This is a genomic window from Pseudomonas sp. TH31 (assembly GCF_016650815.1).
In the GTDB taxonomy this organism is placed as follows: domain Bacteria; phylum Pseudomonadota; class Gammaproteobacteria; order Pseudomonadales; family Pseudomonadaceae; genus Aquipseudomonas.
This window is the reverse complement of sequence record NZ_JAEKEZ010000010.1, coordinates 416,657-433,596: the sequence shown is the minus strand read 5'-3', so window position 1 is coordinate 433,596 and position 16,940 is coordinate 416,657. Positions and strand designations below refer to the sequence as shown.

The window sequence follows — 16,940 nt, the reverse complement described above, 5'->3', positions numbered from 1 at the left end:
CTATTCCTCCGGCATATGCCTGGGATTGGTCGCATTGGCTGTCAGACCTGCGATGATGTTTTCATGCCGATTTCCATGACTTTTTCTGTGATGAGCTGCCCATGTTGTTGACCCGTCATCTCGATGCCAATGCCACGTTGGTTTCACTGCTCCAACCGCTGACCACTCGCGATGGCTTCGCTCCTACGGCGTTGTCGGGTGTGCAGGTGTTGCGCGCCAGTCGTGACGTGGCTCGTGGCCCGCAGATCTATGAGCCGAGCCTGGTCATCATCGTCCAGGGCAGCAAACTGGCGTATTTGGGGCCGCGCACGCTGGAGTACGGCGCCGGCCATTATCTGATTCAGGCGCTGCCGGTGCCGTTCGAGTGCGAAACCTTTGCCGCGCCGGAGGGGCCGATGCTGGGGATTTCCATCGCCATCGACCGGATATTGCTCGGCGAATTGGTGTTGGCCATGGGGCTGGTGTCGGGGCGTAACATTCCTGCGCAGACACTGGAATCCATGACCTCGACGGTGCTCGATGACGGCATGCGCGGTTGCGTGGAGCGGTTGTTGCGCTGCCTGCACGATCCGCTGGAATGCCAGATCATGGGGCAGGCGCGTTTGCGTGAATTGTTGTTTGTGGCATTGCGCGGTCCGCAGGCTGATGTATTGCGCGCATTGGTGGAGCAACAGGGGCAGTTTGCTCGCATCGCGGCTTCACTCAACCACCTGCACGGGCATTTCACCGAGCCGTTGAATGTCGAGACGCTGGCCAGTTGCGCGAACATGAGTGCGTCGACCTTTCATGAGCATTTCAAACGCAGCACGTTGTTGTCGCCGGTGCAGTATCTCAAGCGCCTGCGGTTGCTCAAGGCGCAGCAGTTGTTGATGTCGCAAGGGTTGGGCGTGGCGCAGGTCGCGCATCGGGTGGGGTATCAGAGTACGTCGCAGTTCAGTCGCGAGTACAAGCGCTACTTTGAGCGTAATCCTGGAGATGAACGCGCGGCCTGATACACCGACGACTTTCTGTAGGAGCAAAGCTTGCTCGCGATAGCGGTATGTCATCCATAATTGTCGTCGCCTGACCCACCGCTATTGCGAGCAAGCTTTGCTCCTACGATTGGGCTGTGGTGATTCCTGAATACCGGGCAACAAAAAGGCCCCCATTCGGGAGCCTTGATGTTCAAGCGTTCGGCTTACATGTTCGGGTAAGTCGGGCCGCCAGAGCCTTCCGGGGCCACCCAGGTGATGTTCTGCGAAGGGTCCTTGATGTCGCAGGTCTTGCAGTGAACGCAGTTCTGGGCGTTGATCTGGAAGCGCTTCTCGCCATCTTCCTTGGTGACCACTTCGTACACGCCGGCCGGGCAGTAACGCTGGGCGGGCTCATCGTACAGCGGCAGGTTCTTGCTGATCGGGATACTCGGGTCGGTCAGCTTCAGGTGGCAAGGCTGTTCTTCTTCGTGGTTGGTACCGGAGATGAACACCGAGCTGAGTTTGTCGAAGCTGATCTTGCCGTCCGGTTTCGGGTAGTCGATCTTCTTGCAGTCCGCCGCGAGCTTCAGGCACGCGTAATCCGGCTTGGTGTCGTGCAAGGTGAACGGCAGTTTGCCACCGAAGATGTTCTGGTCGAGCCAGTTGAAGCCGCCGCCAACGATCGCGCCGAACTTGTGGATCGCCGGGCCGAAGTTGCGGCTGGCGAACAGTTCGTCGTAGAGCCAGCTCTTCTTGAACGCGTCGACGTAAGTGGTCAGCTCTTCGGTGCCGTCCTTGTCGGCGAACAGCGCCTCGGCCACCGATTCAGCGGCGAGCATGCCGGACTTCATCGCGGTGTGGCTGCCTTTGATCTTGGCAAAGTTCAGGGTGCCGAGGTCGCAACCGATCAGCGCGCCGCCCTTGAAGACCATTTTCGGCAGCGAGTTCAGGCCGCCCTTGGCAATCGCGCGAGCGCCGTAACTGATGCGTTTGCCGCCTTCCAGGTACTGCTTGAGCACCGGGTGATGCTTGAGGCGCTGGAATTCATCGAAAGGCGACAAGTAAGTGTTGCTGTAGGACAGATCGACGATCAGACCGACCACCACCTGGTTGTTTTCCAGGTGATAGAGGAACGAGCCCCCGGTGTTTTCGGTGCCCATGATGTCCAGCGGCCAACCGGCGGTGTGGACTACCAGGCCTGGCTGGTGCTTGGCCGGGTCGATTTCCCAGATTTCTTTCAGGCCGATGCCGTAGTGCTGGGCGTCGGCATCGCTGTCGAGGTTGAAACGCTTGATCAGTTGCTTGCCGATGTGACCACGGCAACCTTCGGCGAACAGCGTGTACTTGCCACGCAGCTCCATGCCCGGGGTGTACAGGCCTTCTTTCGGATGACCTTCGCGGTCAACACCCAGATCGCCGGTGATGATCCCGCGGACTACGCCGTTTTCATCGAACAGCGCTTCCTGAGCGGCGAAGCCCGGGTAGATTTCCACGCCCAGGTTCTCGGCCTGCTGGGCCAGCCAGCGGCACAGGTTGCCCAGGGAGATGATGTAGTTGCCTTCGTTGTGCATGGTCTTGGGCACAAAGAGGTCTGGAATTTTTTGCGCGCTGTCGGCGTTCTTGAGAACGAAGATGTCATCGCGGGTGACGGGCGTGTTCAGCGGCGCGCCGAGTTCTTTCCAGTCCGGGAACAATTCGTTCAGGGCGCGGGGTTCGAACACCGCACCAGACAGGATGTGCGCACCGACTTCGGAGCCTTTTTCGACCACGCAGACGCTGATTTCCTTACCGGCTTCGGCGGCCTTCTGCTTCAAGCGGCAAGCGGCGGAAAGACCCGCGGGGCCGGCACCGACGATGACCACGTCGAATTCCATGTATTCGCGTTCCACAGGTTATCTCCTACTCAAGGCTCAACAGTTTTTTTTCTAATATGGAGGTTTGGTGTCGCATCCATGAACCCCAGCGCAATGCCGGAAGTGGACAATCGATGAACCACCTTTCTCTCTAGGTGGCGCATTATATCTACACCACTCCTAGCGTCCAATACAAACGTTTGTTTGAATTGGCTCCAGGCCAGAGAAATCAAAGTAACGCGGCTTATGACTGGCCATTTTGCCGTATTGACCGGAATAGGTGTTCCGGTCAATATACGGGCGGTTTTGCGCTCGCCGTAGGCTGACTGTTGGTTTCAAGAGCACCTCTAAAGACAGGGCGATGGCAGTACAAGGTGATGCGCAGCGATTATTCGGCGCGCAGTTTACACGCCGCGGTAATGAATGACTCGTCAGTCACCACTGACGAACGGTCGTCATTCGCTTTGGGCAGTGTCACCCCGTTCAGATGCCAGCGTTTTTAGAGGTGCCCTTGCGCCCACGAGCATCAACCGCCAGGTTCGCCTAGGCGACTTTCTTTTCACCGGAGAGTAACGAGGAATCCATGAAGGTTCTTGTAGCTGTCAAACGCGTTGTGGATTACAACGTCAAGGTTCGCGTCAAGGCGGACAATTCCGGCGTCGACCTCGCTAACGTGAAGATGTCGATGAACCCGTTCTGCGAAATCGCCGTGGAAGAAGCCGTACGCCTGAAAGAGAAAGGTGTTGCGACTGAAATCGTCGTCGTCTCCATCGGCCCGTCCACCGCTCAAGAGCAACTGCGCACCGCGCTGGCTCTGGGTGCCGACCGCGCCATCCTCGTCGAATCCGCTGAAGATCTGACGTCCCTGGCCGTTGCCAAACTGTTGAAAGCGGTTGTCGACAAGGAACAGCCTCAGCTGGTGATCCTCGGCAAACAGGCCATCGACAGCGACAACAACCAGACTGGCCAGATGCTCGCTGCATTGAGCGGCTACGGTCAGGGCACCTTCGCTTCGAAAGTCGAAGTGTCCGGCGACAGCGTTGCCGTGACCCGCGAAGTCGACGGCGGCGCGCAGACCGTTTCCCTGAAACTGCCGGCCATCGTCACCACCGACCTGCGTTTGAACGAGCCGCGCTACGCGTCCCTGCCAAACATCATGAAAGCCAAGAAGAAGCCTCTCGAAGTGCTGACTCCTGAAGCTTTGGGCGTTTCCACCGCCTCCACCAACAAGACCGTGAAAGTCGAAGCGCCGGCTGCACGCAGCGCGGGTATCAAGGTCAAGTCGGTGGCTGAACTGGTCGAGAAACTGAAAAACGAAGCGAAGGTAATCTAATCATGACTATCTTGGTAATCGCTGAACACGACAACAAAGTAGTGGCCCCGGCCACGCTGAACACCGTTGCCGCTGCCGCCAAAATCGGTGGTGACATCCACGTTCTGGTTGCTGGCCAGGGCGTTGGCGCCGTGGCTGAAGCCGCAGCGAAAATTGCTGGCGTGGCTAAAGTGCTGGTGGCCGACAACGCCGCCTACGCTCACCAGTTGCCGGAAAACGTAGCGCCGCTGGTAGCTGCTCTCACCCAAGAAGGCGGGGGCAAGAGCTACAGCCACATCCTGGCTGCCGCGACTTCCAACGGTAAAAACATCTTGCCGCGCGTTGCCGCGACCCTGGATGTTGACCAGATCTCCGAGATCATCTCGGTCGAAAGCGCTGACACCTTCAAGCGCCCGATCTACGCGGGTAACGCCATCGCTACCGTTCAGTCCAGCGCTTCGGTGAAAGTCATCACCGTGCGTGCTACCGGTTTCGACCCGGTTGCAGCTGAAGGTGGTTCGGCTTCGGTTGAAGCGGTTGCTGCTGCTCACGACGCTGGCATTTCCAGCTTCGTTGGCGAAGAACTGGCCAAGTCCGATCGGCCTGAACTGACCGCTGCCAAAATCGTCGTTTCCGGCGGTCGCGGCATGCAGAACGGCGACAACTTCAAACACCTGTACGCCCTGGCCGACAAGCTGGGCGCGGCAGTCGGCGCTTCCCGCGCCGCGGTCGACGCAGGTTTCGTACCCAACGACATGCAGGTCGGCCAAACCGGCAAGATCGTTGCTCCACAGCTGTACATCGCGGTCGGTATCTCCGGCGCGATCCAGCACCTGGCCGGCATGAAAGACTCCAAGGTGATCGTTGCGATCAACAAGGACGAAGAAGCGCCAATCTTCCAGGTGGCCGATTACGGCCTGGTGGCGGACCTGTTCGAAGCCATCCCTGAGTTCGAGAAACTGGTCTAATCCAGCCGCTTGACTTATAAAGAGCCCGACCTTTTGGTCGGGTTTTTTTGTTCCTCCGTAGGCGCTACACAGCTCCTACCAGTTCCTGCAGGCTAAATAACCGGGTTTGAGTGGGAGAGTGTTGCCATGGATCTGCGTCGCCTATGTGGCTGGTCATTGCTGATGGGGTTGGCGGTTTTGCCGGGGCTAACCGCCGCCGCCGGCAAGTGCGAGCGCCTGGTGGTCACCGGCAGCCCGGATGCACCGCCGTACCTGTGGCAAGACCCGCAAAACCCCAAGCACTTGATCGGCGCCAGTGCCGATTTGTTGCAACAAGTGGCTGGGGAGTTGGGCATCAAGATCGAAATGCTCTATGCCGGTAAACGCTCCCAGGCCCTGGACGAAGTGCGCAGCGGGCGCATGGACATGCTGGCGGACGCACCGTTGACGCTCAATGAGCTGGAAACCCTGGATTACATCCATCCGCCGCTGCTGGAAAACGACTACCTGGTATGGACTCGCAAGGGCTCGGCTCTGGCGTATCGCGAGGCGAAAGACCTGCACGGACATCCCGGCGCCGTGTCGCAAAAGGCTCGATTGACCCAGGAATTTGGCACTTTCGCCGAGCAGCAATTGACTCTCGTCCACACTCCAAACCTGACTCAAGCCTTTCAGACACTGCTGTTGGGTGAGGTGGAATATGTACTCGCCGGGCGCTACTCGGGCATGGCCGCCGCGCAGGCACTGGGCATGGCCAACGACTTGCAGGCGTACCCGCAACCCATCGATAAACCTGGCCTGTACCTCGCGGTTTCCCATAACTCCGCCTGCAACGATCCTTGGTTGCGCGGACAGCTGGCCAAAAAGATGACAGAATTGCCCGCGTCCGGACTGACGGAAGCCGTGCTGCAACGCAATATCGAGCGCTGGAAGGCGCAACAACAGCAACTGCAGCCACAACCGGCCAGTACCCCAAAACAGTAGGGATTTTTAGTGAGTATTCGACCTCTTTTCGCTGCCCTGGCCGTTCTGGCTCTGGCGGGTTGTGCAGCCGATCCGGCGCCGAATGAACAAATACGCCTGACCGAACAGGCACTCGAACAAGCCAAAGCCGTTGGCGCCACTGTTGACGATGTGCCAGAACTGAAACTGGCCGAAGACAAGTTCAACCGTGCCAAGGGCAACATGACTGACCAGTCCTTCAGAAATGCGCGGATGCGGGCCGAACAAGCCGAACTGGACGCGCGCCTGGCCGAAGCCAAGGTCCTGACCCTCAAGAGCCAGGAGCAGTTGGACGTACTCAATACCCGCATCGCTCGTCTGCGCAAGCAACTGGGAGATGCCCAATGAGCCTCAAGACCAAAGCAATCGGTGGTTTGATCCTGGCAGGCTGCGCCAGCCTGTATGGCTGCGCCGGTCAGCACAGCGACGTCGCGTTGCAGCAGGCGGGTGCGGACTTCCAGAAGGTCAAGGAAGATTCCAACGTGCTGCGTATCGCGCCCAAGGACGTCATCCGCGCCGGCGAGTCCCTGGCTCGGGCCGATCGTCTGTCAACCTACTGGGGCAGCGGTTACGACGTGGTGCATTACGCGTATCTGAGCCAGCGCTACAGCGAAATTGCTCGCGAACACACCAATCAGGTGCTCAACGAGGAGCAGGCTGCGAAACTCGAACTGGAGCGTCAGCGGCTACAACTGGCTCTGCGCGAATCCAAATTGCTCAGCGTGCAGCAGCAGGGCAAGTGGCTGGAAGAACAGATCGTGGCGCTGGCCACCACCCAGACCGATCGCGGGCTGGTAATGACCTTGGGCGACGTATTGTTTGACACCGGCGAAGCAGAGTTGAAGAACTCGGCGAACCGTGTGGTGCTGAAGATCGTTCAGTTCCTGCAGCTCAATCCCAAGCGCGTGGTGCGAATCGAAGGCTACACCGACAGCACCGGCGGCAAGCAGGACAATCTCAAGCTGTCCCGCGACCGTGCGCAATCGGTGGCAGATGTGCTGATGGACCTGGGCATCGAAGACAAACGCATTCAGGTCGAAGGCTACGGCGATGAATACCCGGTAGACGTGAACGCCACTGAGCGCGGTCGCGCGCAGAACCGTCGGGTGGAAATTGTGTTCTCCGACGAAAAAGGCCAGCTCGGCGCCGCCCGATAAGGGCTGCATCGCAATTGCGCTGTCCGTTAATCCTGTAGGAGCTGTCGAGTGAAACGAGGCTGCGATCTTTTGATCTTTCGCTTGAGGCTCAAGTGAACGTAAAAAGATCGCAGCCTCGTTTCACTCGACAGCTCCTACGCAGCTCCTACGCAGCGGCTACAACCCGGCCTGTCAGTCAGCGCCGGGTTTTTTTGCGCCTGCCAATTGCTTCGCAAAGCAGTACAGATTTTACTGACACTGCACTGTACGGTCGACTATTGTGGCAACTGTCCCCGTACACTTCTAAACTGTTCCGGTATTGTTTCACACAAGAATAAAATGCCCGTGAAATCGAGTGCTGCGTCATGACCAATCTTTTGCTCTACCAACGTATTGCTCAGCAACTGGCCGAGGACATCCGCCGTGGTGTCTACCAACCGGGGGAACGCGTGCCTTCGGTGCGCAAGATGAGCTCGCAGCTCAATGTCAGCCATGCAACGGTATTGCAGGCTTACGCCAACCTCGAAGACCAGGGCCTGATCCGCGCCCGGCCGCAGTCCGGTTATTACGTGCACCAGACCCCGGCCCTGACCGCGCCTACCCCCGACATTGCCCGGGTCGAACGGCCTGGCCTGGTTACCCGCAGCAGCATCATTCAGCAAGTATTGGTCGAGTCCCGCCGCGAGGGCGTCTTCCCTCTGGGCGCTGCTGTGCCGAGCGTCGACTATTTGCCGGTGCGGGCGCTGCATCAGCAGTTGGCCAAGGTCACTCGATTTCATAGTCCGCGGGCGTTCAGCTACATGTTCAGCCCCGGTTTCGAACCGTTGCGCCGTCAGGTCGCGATCCGCATGCGCGATGCCGGCGTGGTGGTCGATCCGTCTGAAGTGGTGATCACCCACGGTTGCGTCGATGCCTTGCAGATGTCGCTTCGGGTCCTGACCCGGCCGGGCGACCTGATCGCCGCCGAGTCCCCGACGTATTACGGACTGCTGCAACTGGCCGACCTGCTCGGGCTCAAAGTCATCGAAATCCCCAGCGATCCCGCCACCGGCATGAGCCTGGAAGCATTGCAACTGGCGGCCAACCAATGGTCGATCAAGGCCTTGGTGTTGACCACTCGCCTGAGTAATCCGTTGGGCGGCACCATGCCCGAAGAGCGCCAGAAGCAATTGCTGCGCCTGGCCTCGGATTTCGACATCCAGATCGTCGAAGACGATATCTACGGCGAATTGATGTTTGAGCAGGGCCGTACCAAAGCGCTCAAGGCTTACGACCGTTTGGATCGGGTGATCTATTGCTCAAGCTTCTCCAAAACCCTGTCGCCGGGGGTGCGGATCGGCTGGATGATTGCCGGCAAGTTCCAGCAGGAAATCCAGCGTTTGCAAACATTCAGCACCCATTCGGCGTGCAGTGTCACGCAGATGGGCATCGCGGCGTACCTGGAAAACGGTGGCTACGATCGGCATTTGCGCTATATCCGTCAGGAGTACCGCAAAAACCTCAGCGCTTTCCAGTTGGCGGTGCAGCAATACTTCCCTGAAGGCACGCAGATGAGCCGGCCAACGGGAGGCTTCATTCTGTGGGTCAGCCTGCCGGGACGGGTCAACACTCAGGAGTTGCATGTGCGCGCACTGCAGCAAGGCATCAGTATTGCGCCGGGGCTGATTTTCAGTAATACGGAGCAGTTCAATCACTGCATTCGCCTGAACTGTGGCACACCCTGGAACCGCGAGGCCGAGCGTGCATTGATGACCCTTGGCCTGCTCGCGACTCAACTCTGTCAGGAGACGGCCAGCGGTTTTTGATTTCGCGGGCAGGACATCCACTGCCCGCGCTTGTCATGTCGCTTCCAACAAGCGAGCATATGGCCCTCTGCCGTTAGCGTCGTTGGGTCCATGAAACCGATTTTTACTGCCGTCGGGCTGTCGATTTGCCTGTTGATGACTGTGTTGCCGGAAGGTGTCATGGCGGCTGCTCAGGAAAACCCGGCCACCCACACCACCCAGACAACGACGAAGAAGCCGGTTGCGACCAAAAAAATGGCTCCGGTCAAAAAGAAAGCCGCCCCGATAAAGAAACGCCCGCCGATTGCTTCCAAGTCCAAGCCGGCCAGTGAAGTGGTGAAAACCCAACTGCCTCCCGTCAGTCTCGACTTGAGCTTGCCTCAGCACATGGTCGAACAGCTCAAGCCCTCCGGTACCGTGCCGTTGCCCAAACACGACGGGGTACTGCCGCAAATGTTCGGCGACAAGACCAGCCAGTTCCAACTCAATGGTCGTCTGATCAGCAACGAAATGCAGCTGCAACTGCGCAACGAAGAGCGGCGAGACGTTGAAGGTGCGGCGCTGGAGTTCGAGTTCAAGCAGTAAATCATGTCCATCTGTAAGCCGCAGGCCAGACACTTCGTCGGAGACTGCTCAGTCACGTTCGCTTGAGCGAAAAAACCGCGGCCCAGGTAATTTTAAACAGTCGTTTTAGCGGTTACTCTGTGCCACGTCCCTTTTACATATTGCCCGTCGCGAGGTGCTTGTCGTCATGAAATGCCGTGAAGGCTGTGGCGCCTGCTGTATTGCCCCTTCCATCAGCTCAGCGATTCCCGGCATGCCAGATGGCAAAGCCGCCGGAGAACGTTGTGTACAACTGTCTGTCGAAAACCTGTGCAATATTTTCGGCCAGGCAGAGCGCCCGGCAGTCTGTTCGGCCTTCGAAGCCGATGTCGAGGTCTGCGGAAGCAGCAGTGAAGAAGCCATCCGGTTGATTGGCTGGTGGGAGCAAATGACGGCCGCGTGATGTGTTCAAACGAACGGAACTTCAACAATAAGGAATAAAACTATGGGTTCGCTGCATCGTATTGCTGTGCTGTGTGGTTTGACTGTTCTGCTGGCCACCTCGGCCGCCCGGGCCGACGATTGGAAAGTCGCCAAAAACGAAGACGGCATCAAGGTGTCCCTGAGTGAGGTGGCCGGCTCCGATTACAAGGCCTATCAGGGCGTGACCCTGATGAAGACCACCGTCGCCAAACTGCGTGCGCTCCAGGAAGACGTGGCGGGAGCCTGCACCTGGATTCACGAGTGCAAAGCCCAGAAGTTGCTGAAGCACGAAGGCGACCAGAGTTGGACCTATACCCAGTTCAACACCCCATGGCCAGTGACCGCGCGTGATTCGGTGTTGCACGTCACCACCATCGAAGGCGCCGATGGCAGCCTGACCCGCAAACTTGAAGGCGTGCCGAAGTACATTCCTGAGGAAAAAGGCTTTGTGCGGGTCACCAAGGTCGACGGCTTCTGGAAGTTCGTGCCCAAGGGTGATCAGGTCGAAGTGACCTATCAGGTGCACACCGAGCCGGGTGGCAGTGTGCCGTCGATGATCGCTAACAAGTTCGTGGTCGATGCCCCGTTTAACACCTTGAAAGCCCTGAAAGAACGCGCCGAGAAATAACTACGCCGCGCTTTCGAGAACGCCCCGACTAGTTCGGGGCGTTTTTGTTTGGGGTGCAGAGTGCCGGTCAAGTGCAATCCCTGTGGGAGCGAGCCTGCTCGCGAAGGCGGTGGGCCAGGTACAGCAATGTTGGCAATGATGGCCTCATCGCGAGCAGGCTCGCTCCCACAGGGTCAGCGTCTTTATTATGTTTCCAGATATGCGTTGCACGAAATTTTCACAAAGTCTCCAAGACAATCCGACCTCGCCACTTTCCCCACGACTTAGCCTCAATGCCCGTGTTCCAGAGCGCTACAGCACAGAGTTGGACGCCTCGAACAGTAATCAATGGCAATGCCGCGAATGATCGTGCAACATTTGCGCACCCGCGCAAGCCCCGGGGCCAGGTACTGGCCAACAGAGGGCAGGGCGCAGCTATATTTTTGAAACTTAAACTTCCAATGGGTCCTAAAACGACATGGTAAACCCGGACGCCCTGAATCAGCAGCGAGCTTCTAGTCGCTTGCTGCAACCGACCGTCAAATCGCATCTGGCCTACACGCTACTGTGTGCCCTGGTCATGATGGTCATGTTCAGCCTGCTGCGCGTCGCGCTGCTGGTTTACAACCGCTCGATGATCCTCGATACGCCGGCCTCGACCTTCCTCGAGGCTTTTGCCAACGGTCTGCGTTTCGACCTGCGCATCGTGGTCTATCTCATTATTCCATTGCTGCTGGCGCTGTTCAGTGCCCGGGCCATGGCGGCTCGCGGGCTCTTCCGATTCTGGCTGACCGTGACCTCCAGCATCGCGCTATTCCTCGGCCTGATGGAGATGGACTTCTACCGTGAGTTCCACCAGCGTCTCAACGGCCTGGTCTTTCAGTATGTGAAAGAAGACCCGAAAACCGTGATGAGCATGCTCTGGTACGGTTTTCCGGTGGTTCGTTACCTGCTGGCCTGGGCCGTGGGCACCGTGATCCTGACCCTGGCGTTCAAGGGCGCCGACCGCGCGACCCGGCCTCGTGGGCCATTCAGCGGTGGCAGCATCGGCACACGCCAGGTCGCCCCGTGGTATGCGCGCATTGCGGTGTTCGTGGTGTGCCTTGTGATTTGCGTGGTCGCCGCCCGTGGCACCCTGCGTCAGGGCCCGCCTCTGCGTTGGGGTGACGTCTACACCACCGACTCCAATTTCGCCAACCAGTTGGGCCTTAACGGCACATTGCAGCTGATTGCGGCAGCCAAGAGCCGGATGTCGGACGAGCGCAGCAACATCTGGAAAGCCACGCTGGATCAGCCATTGGCCCAGCAGACCGTGCGCGACATGTTGCTGACTCCGAGCGATAAACTGGTCGATCCAGATATCGCCGCCGTACGCCGCAACTACACGCCGGATGCCAACAAGACGCTGCCGATCAAGAACGTTGTCGTGATCCTGATGGAAAGCTTCGCCGGTCACTCGGTAGGCGCCCTGGGTCGTCCGGGCAACATCACGCCAGCCTTCGACAAACTGTCCAGGGAAGGCCTGCTGTTCGACCGCTTCTTCTCCAACGGCACCCATACCCACCAGGGCATGTTCGCCACCATGGCCTGCTTCCCGAACCTGCCGGGTTTCGAATACCTGATGCAAACCCCGGAAGGCAGCCACAAATTGTCCGGCCTGCCGCAATTGCTCAGTGCCCGTGACTACGACGACGTGTACGTCTACAACGGTGACTTTGCCTGGGACAATCAGTCGGGCTTCTTCAGCAACCAGGGCATGACCAACTTCATCGGGCGCAACGACTTCGTTAACCCGGTGTTCTCCGACCCGACGTGGGGCGTGTCCGACCAGGACATGTTCAACCGTGGCCTGGAAGAGCTGAAGGCCCGTGATGGCAAGGACAAAAAACCGTTCTATGCCTTGCTGCAAACCCTGTCCAACCACACGCCGTACGCCTTGCCGACGCCATTGCCGGTAGAGCGTGTGACCGATCGCGGCAGCCTGAACGAACACTTGACCGCCATGCGCTACTCCGACTGGGCGCTGGGTCAGTTCTTCGAGAAGGCGCGTAAAGAGCCTTACTTCAAAGAAACCCTGTTCGTGGTCGTCGGCGACCATGGTTTCGGCGACGAGCAACAGATCACCGAAATGGACCTGGGTCGCTTCAACGTGCCGATGCTGATGATCGCACCGGGCATCCAGGAGAAATTCGGTCAGCGTGACCACACTGTGGGCACCCAGATCGACATCGTGCCGACCATCATGGGCCGCGTCGGTGGTGACGTGGTTCATCAATGCTGGGGTCGCGACCTGCTGAACCTGCCGGAAGGCGACAAGGGTTTCGGCGTGATCAAGCCTTCAGGCAGTGATCAGACCGTGGCACTGCTGACCGCAGACCGCGTGCTGGTATTACCTAAAGAGATGCCGCCAAAGCTTTATCACTACGAGCTGGGCGCTGATCCGAAAGGCGAAGTGATTCCAGAGTCGGGTGATGAAGCGGCCCTCAAGCAGAAACTCGAAGCGTTCCTGCAAACCGCGACCAAGAGCCTGCTGGATAATACGGCCGGTGTGGTGAACGGCAAGCCGGACTAATCGGTGACCCAATAAAAAAGAGGCCCTTACAAAGGGCCTCTTTTTTTGCCTGTTTAAAACTTTATATCTTGCCAAGCAAGAGCAGAATCAACAGCACTACCAACACCACGCCGAGGATGCCTGACGGGCCGTACCCCCAACTTCTGGAGTGCGGGAAGACTGGCAAACCACCGATCACCAAGAGGATCAGAATAACGATAAGAATTGTGCCCATGACGGTTTCCTTATTGGAAGTGTTCCGGATTGACCGAATGTTTTGACTATCAGCCGGAATGCGATAAATCCGAACTGCTTACAAAATCCGACTCGGGCGGATGAAAGAAAATTCAAAGTTTTTTAATGTTTTTTAGAAAGAAGGCTTATTTCTTTTACGCATTCTTGCTAGTTGGTTAGTTAAACCGCGAAGGCCGCAACACGGTCTCAAGCCGCGCGCCGGTTTGCCCGGACCATTCAGCAATCTGATGGAGCGTGGGTCGGGCTATATCCTTCGCTACACTCGGAACATCTTCCCCGGAACAACAAGGCTGTTTGCTATGCAAAATCGCATGATGATCACTGGCGCGGGCTCTGGCCTGGGTCGCGAAATCGCGCTGCGCTGGGCCCGCGAAGGCTGGCAACTGGCCTTGTCGGATGTCAGCGAGCCCGGCCTGCAAGAAACCCTCAAGCGGGTTCGAGAAGCGGGCGGCGACGGTTTTATTCAGCGTTGCGATGTGCGCGATTACAGTCAACTGACCGCATTCGCCCAGGCTTGCGAGGAGAAACTGGGTGGCATCGACATTATCGTCAACAACGCCGGTGTGGCCTCGGGCGGGTTCTTCAGCGAATTGTCCCTGGAAGACTGGGACTGGCAGATCGCAATCAACTTGATGGGCGTGGTCAAAGGCTGCAAGGCCTTCCTGCCGCTGTTGGAAAAAGCAAAGGCAAGATCATCAACATCGCGTCGATGGCCGCCCTGATGCAAGGCCCGGCCATGAGCAACTACAACGTGGCCAAGGCCGGTGTGGTGGCATTGTCCGAGAGCCTGTTGATCGAACTGGCGCAGCAGGAAGTCGGCGTGCACGTGGTTTGCCCGTCGTTCTTCCAGACCAACCTGCTGGATTCCTTCCGCGGCCCGACGCCGGCCATGAAAGCCCAGGTCGGCAAGTTGCTGGAGAGTTCGCCGATCACGGCCACTGACATTGCGAACTACATCTACACCCAGGTTGCCGCCGGCGAGTTCATGATCCTGCCCCACGAGCAAGGCCGCATGGCCTGGGCGATCAAGCAGAAGAACCCGCAACTGCTCTACAACGAAATGACCGTCATGGCCGACAAAATGCGCGCCAAGGCCAAACAAACCACCGGTTGATCTTGCCCGTAGCCAACACCGCCGTTAGGGTGGCCGCCATCGGCCATCCTCACGAGACGCCTGCATGCTCAATTACTTGTGGTTTTTCCTCGCTGCGCTGTTCGAAATCGCCGGCTGCTTCGCATTCTGGATGTGGCTGCGCCAGGGCAAGAGTGCCTTGTGGGTCATTCCGGCATTGCTGAGCCTGACGTTGTTCGCACTGCTGCTGACCCGCGTCGAAGCAACCTACGCTGGCCGCGCTTATGCCGCCTACGGTGGCATCTACATCATTGCGTCCATCGGCTGGCTGGCGGTGGTCGAGCGGGTACGTCCGCTGGGCTCGGACTGGATCGGCGTGGCGCTGTGCGTGATCGGCGCGAGTGTCATTCTGTTCGGCCCGCGCTTCTCCGCGTCCTGAAGGAACGGTCCTTCATTTAGACGGTTTTCTTGAAGCATCTGTCAGGGGATTCGTCCTGCGCCGTAGGACAAGACTGATTTGCTGCCATCACATTGAAGCGCCGACGCACGCGGGGCATCTTCAGGGCCCAGTAACCCTGAAGGACGAATGCCATGCTTGTACTCAGTCGTGTTGTAGGCGAGTTGATTTCCATCGGTGACGACATTTCCGTGCGCATTCTGGCCGTCAATGGCGGCAGCGTACGCTTCGGCGTCGAAGCGCCGCAAAACGTCAATGTGCATCGGGCCGAGGTCTATGAACGCATCCAGACCAAACTGGCCAAAAGAAAAGGTCGTTAAGCGGATCAGTCGAACAGGTGCTTGGGCACATCGTGCTTGAGCATCAACTGGCACTGCTCGCTGTCCGGGTCGAAAACGATCAGCGCCTGGCCCTTGGTCAGTGCCTGGCGAACCCGCAGTACTCGGGTTTCCAGCGGCGTGTCATCGCCGTTGTCCGTACCGTCGCGGGTCACGAAATCTTCGATCAGGCGGGTCAGGGTGTCGACTTCAAGTTGGTCGTAGGGGATCAGCATGGGCACCTCGGCGAAAACAATGGCGCGATGCTACGGCGGTTATGAACACACCACCAGTAGGAGCTGCCGAAGGCTGCGATCTTTTGATCTTCGGCATCGATGGTATCGCTGAAAATCAAAAGATCGCAGCCTTCGGCAGCTCCTACAAGTCCGTGCCCGCTTTAGCTCTCGGTGCGCTGTCCCACCAAACTGTCCACCGACGGCACCCGCGTATCGCTTTCCATCTGCGTGTCATGTTCGATTTGATGACTGAACCGGTCCAGCGAACCCTTGGCCGGTTGCGCATCGCTGGCAAACACTGGCGGGCTGAGGATGTAGGCGCCGAGCAGACGACTCAGTGCCGCCAGGCTGTCGATGTGAGTCCGCTCATAGCCGTGAGTCGCATCGCAGCCAAACGCCAGCAACGCGGTACGAATGTCATGTCCGGCGGTCACCGCCGAATGAGCATCGCTGAAGTAGTAACGGAACAGGTCACGGCGCACCGGCAATTCGTTTTCACTGGCCAGGCGCAGCAGGTGCCGCGACAAATGATAGTCATACGGCCCGCCGGAATCCTGCATCGCCACGCTCACGGCGTGTTCGCTGGAGTGCTGCCCCGGCGCGACCGGCGCAATGTCGATGCCGACGAATTCACTGACATCCCACGGCAATGCCGCCGCCGCGCCACTGCCGGTTTCCTCGGTGATGGTGAACAGCGGATGGCAGTCGATCATCAACTCTTCGCCGCTATCGACAATCGCTTTCATCGCCGCCAGCAGCGCGGCCACCCCGGCCTTGTCATCCAGGTGACGGGCACTGATGTGGCCGCTTTCGGTGAATTCCGGCAACGGGTCGAACGCCACGAAATCGCCGACGCTAATGCCCAGAGAGTCGCAATCGGCGCGAGTGGCGCAGTAGGCGTCCAGCCGTAATTCGATGTGGTCCCAACTGATCGGCATTTCATCCACGGCGGTATTGAACGCATGCCCGGAGGCCATCAGTGGCAACACGCTGCCACGGATCACACCGTTGTCAGTAAACAGGCTGACCCGGCTGCCCTCGGCAAAACGGCTGGACCAGCAGCCGACCGGTGCCAGGGTCAGGCGCCCGTTGTCCTTCACCGCCCGAACGGCCGCGCCGATAGTGTCCAAGTGAGCGGACACCGCGCGGTCCGGGCTGTTTTTCTTGCCCTTGAGGGTGGCGCGGATGGTGCCGCGACGGGTCATTTCGAACGGGATGCCCAGCTCTTCGAGCCGCTCGGCGACGTAACGCACGATGGTGTCGGTGAACCCGGTCGGGCTGGGAATGGCGAGCATCTCCAGCAGGACTTTTTGCAGGTAGTTGAGATCCGGTTCGGGAATTTTGCTGGTCATGGAAACTCCTGATGAGTGGAGAACATCGATGGTTTCGATGAGGGGAAGAATTTGCAGTGCCTGTCAGGCCGCCTTCGCGG

At 58.6% G+C, this 16,940-nt stretch carries 17 protein-coding genes and 1 pseudogene; 14 read left to right on the top strand and 4 right to left on the bottom strand.

The genetic code is table 11. The annotated features are described in order from the left end of the window. The first annotated feature begins 101 nt into the window (after positions 1-101). On the top strand, positions 102-992 hold the full coding sequence (locus JFV26_RS08585; protein ID WP_201191465.1) for an AraC family transcriptional regulator: 891 nt from the start codon (positions 102-104) through the stop codon (positions 990-992). A 185-nt stretch (positions 993-1,177) separates the two neighbouring features. Here JFV26_RS08585 and JFV26_RS08580 read toward each other — a convergent pair whose 3' ends face one another. After that, complete coding sequence (locus tag JFV26_RS08580; RefSeq protein WP_201191464.1) at positions 1,178-2,842, bottom strand: 4Fe-4S dicluster domain-containing protein; 1,665 nt, start codon at positions 2,840-2,842, stop codon at positions 1,178-1,180. Positions 2,843-3,389: 547 nt separating this feature from the next. Between JFV26_RS08580 and JFV26_RS08575 the strand changes: the two genes are divergently transcribed. From JFV26_RS08575 to JFV26_RS08530, 10 genes are all read left to right on the top strand, one after another. Continuing rightward, positions 3,390-4,139 carry an electron transfer flavoprotein subunit beta/FixA family protein gene (locus tag JFV26_RS08575; protein WP_201191463.1) on the top strand — a complete coding sequence of 250 codons (750 nt, stop codon included), beginning with the start codon at positions 3,390-3,392 and terminating at the stop codon, positions 4,137-4,139. 2 nt (positions 4,140-4,141) lie between these two features. Next, the gene (locus JFV26_RS08570; protein WP_201191461.1) at positions 4,142-5,086 is read left to right on the top strand and encodes an electron transfer flavoprotein subunit alpha/FixB family protein; all 945 of its coding nucleotides are present in this window, start codon (positions 4,142-4,144) and stop codon (positions 5,084-5,086) included. A 126-nt stretch (positions 5,087-5,212) separates the two neighbouring features. Next, entirely contained in the window at positions 5,213-6,049 is an 837-nt protein-coding gene (locus tag JFV26_RS08565; RefSeq protein ID WP_201191460.1) for a substrate-binding periplasmic protein, read from the top strand. A gap of 9 nt (positions 6,050-6,058) precedes the next feature. Continuing rightward, the gene (locus JFV26_RS08560; RefSeq protein WP_201191459.1) at positions 6,059-6,415 is read left to right on the top strand and encodes a DUF4398 domain-containing protein; all 357 of its coding nucleotides are present in this window, start codon (positions 6,059-6,061) and stop codon (positions 6,413-6,415) included. Beyond that, a complete protein-coding gene (locus tag JFV26_RS08555) occupies positions 6,412-7,224 on the top strand; it encodes an OmpA family protein (protein ID WP_201191457.1) in 813 nt (270 codons plus the stop codon). Before JFV26_RS08560 ends, JFV26_RS08555 begins: the two co-directional genes overlap by 4 nt. A 344-nt stretch (positions 7,225-7,568) precedes the next feature. Then, positions 7,569-9,008: an aminotransferase-like domain-containing protein gene (locus JFV26_RS08550; protein ID WP_201191455.1), complete on the top strand. Its 1,440-nt coding sequence runs from the start codon at positions 7,569-7,571 to the stop codon at positions 9,006-9,008. A gap of 90 nt (positions 9,009-9,098) precedes the next feature. Next, positions 9,099-9,572 carry a translation initiation factor 2 gene (locus JFV26_RS08545; protein ID WP_201191453.1) on the top strand — a complete coding sequence of 158 codons (474 nt, stop codon included), beginning with the start codon at positions 9,099-9,101 and terminating at the stop codon, positions 9,570-9,572. A gap of 166 nt (positions 9,573-9,738) precedes the next feature. Then, positions 9,739-9,993: a YkgJ family cysteine cluster protein gene (locus JFV26_RS08540; RefSeq protein ID WP_201191452.1), complete on the top strand. Its 255-nt coding sequence runs from the start codon at positions 9,739-9,741 to the stop codon at positions 9,991-9,993. Positions 9,994-10,035: 42 nt separating this feature from the next. Continuing rightward, positions 10,036-10,641, top strand: coding sequence for an START domain-containing protein (locus tag JFV26_RS08535; protein ID WP_201191450.1), 606 nt, complete (start codon positions 10,036-10,038; stop codon positions 10,639-10,641). Between the two features lie 457 nt (positions 10,642-11,098). After that, positions 11,099-13,192, top strand: a complete 2,094-nt coding sequence (locus tag JFV26_RS08530) for an LTA synthase family protein (RefSeq protein WP_201191448.1) — start codon at positions 11,099-11,101, stop codon at positions 13,190-13,192. Positions 13,193-13,253: 61 nt separating this feature from the next. Here the strand turns inward: JFV26_RS08530 and JFV26_RS08525 are convergent, their stop codons facing one another. After that, a complete protein-coding gene (locus JFV26_RS08525; RefSeq protein WP_201191447.1) occupies positions 13,254-13,406 on the bottom strand; it encodes a DUF3309 family protein in 153 nt (50 codons plus the stop codon). Positions 13,407-13,725: 319 nt separating this feature from the next. Here JFV26_RS08525 and JFV26_RS08520 point away from each other — a divergent pair. The 3 genes and pseudogenes from JFV26_RS08520 (at position 13,726) to csrA (ending at position 15,275) form a co-directional block, all read left to right on the top strand. Next, positions 13,726-14,540: pseudogene (locus JFV26_RS08520) on the top strand (SDR family oxidoreductase). Between the two features lie 64 nt (positions 14,541-14,604). Next, positions 14,605-14,937, top strand: coding sequence for a YnfA family protein (locus JFV26_RS08515; RefSeq protein WP_201191445.1), 333 nt, complete (start codon positions 14,605-14,607; stop codon positions 14,935-14,937). Positions 14,938-15,089: 152 nt separating this feature from the next. After that, a complete protein-coding gene (gene csrA / locus JFV26_RS08510) occupies positions 15,090-15,275 on the top strand; it encodes a carbon storage regulator CsrA (RefSeq protein ID WP_201191444.1) in 186 nt (61 codons plus the stop codon). A 5-nt stretch (positions 15,276-15,280) separates the two neighbouring features. Here csrA and JFV26_RS08505 read toward each other — a convergent pair whose 3' ends face one another. Together JFV26_RS08505 and JFV26_RS08500 are read right to left on the bottom strand one after the other, a co-directional pair. Continuing rightward, positions 15,281-15,508, bottom strand: coding sequence for a YheU family protein (locus JFV26_RS08505; protein WP_010461751.1), 228 nt, complete (start codon positions 15,506-15,508; stop codon positions 15,281-15,283). A gap of 161 nt (positions 15,509-15,669) precedes the next feature. Further along, the gene (locus tag JFV26_RS08500; RefSeq protein WP_201191442.1) at positions 15,670-16,860 is read right to left on the bottom strand and encodes an osmoprotectant NAGGN system M42 family peptidase; all 1,191 of its coding nucleotides are present in this window, start codon (positions 16,858-16,860) and stop codon (positions 15,670-15,672) included. Positions 16,861-16,940: the final 80 nt, after the last annotated feature.

Bases quoted from the DNA above. Each gene is read 5' to 3' on its own strand.
- JFV26_RS08585 (WP_201191465.1), top strand. From the start codon at position 102: ATGTTGTTGACCCGTCATCTCGATGCCAATGCCACGTTGGTTTCACTG.
- JFV26_RS08575 (WP_201191463.1), top strand. From the start codon at position 3,390: ATGAAGGTTCTTGTAGCTGTCAAACGCGTTGTGGATTACAACGTCAAG.
- JFV26_RS08570 (WP_201191461.1), top strand. From the start codon at position 4,142: ATGACTATCTTGGTAATCGCTGAACACGACAACAAAGTAGTGGCCCCG.
- JFV26_RS08565 (WP_201191460.1), top strand. From the start codon at position 5,213: ATGGATCTGCGTCGCCTATGTGGCTGGTCATTGCTGATGGGGTTGGCG.
- JFV26_RS08555 (WP_201191457.1), top strand. From the start codon at position 6,412: ATGAGCCTCAAGACCAAAGCAATCGGTGGTTTGATCCTGGCAGGCTGC.
- JFV26_RS08550 (WP_201191455.1), top strand. From the start codon at position 7,569: ATGACCAATCTTTTGCTCTACCAACGTATTGCTCAGCAACTGGCCGAG.
- JFV26_RS08545 (WP_201191453.1), top strand. From the start codon at position 9,099: ATGAAACCGATTTTTACTGCCGTCGGGCTGTCGATTTGCCTGTTGATG.
- JFV26_RS08540 (WP_201191452.1), top strand. From the start codon at position 9,739: ATGAAATGCCGTGAAGGCTGTGGCGCCTGCTGTATTGCCCCTTCCATC.
- JFV26_RS08535 (WP_201191450.1), top strand. From the start codon at position 10,036: ATGGGTTCGCTGCATCGTATTGCTGTGCTGTGTGGTTTGACTGTTCTG.
- JFV26_RS08530 (WP_201191448.1), top strand. From the start codon at position 11,099: ATGGTAAACCCGGACGCCCTGAATCAGCAGCGAGCTTCTAGTCGCTTG.
- JFV26_RS08525 (WP_201191447.1), bottom strand. From the start codon at position 13,406: ATGGGCACAATTCTTATCGTTATTCTGATCCTCTTGGTGATCGGTGGT.
- JFV26_RS08515 (WP_201191445.1), top strand. From the start codon at position 14,605: ATGCTCAATTACTTGTGGTTTTTCCTCGCTGCGCTGTTCGAAATCGCC.
- csrA (WP_201191444.1), top strand. From the start codon at position 15,090: ATGCTTGTACTCAGTCGTGTTGTAGGCGAGTTGATTTCCATCGGTGAC.
- JFV26_RS08505 (WP_010461751.1), bottom strand. From the start codon at position 15,508: ATGCTGATCCCCTACGACCAACTTGAAGTCGACACCCTGACCCGCCTG.
- JFV26_RS08500 (WP_201191442.1), bottom strand. From the start codon at position 16,860: ATGACCAGCAAAATTCCCGAACCGGATCTCAACTACCTGCAAAAAGTC.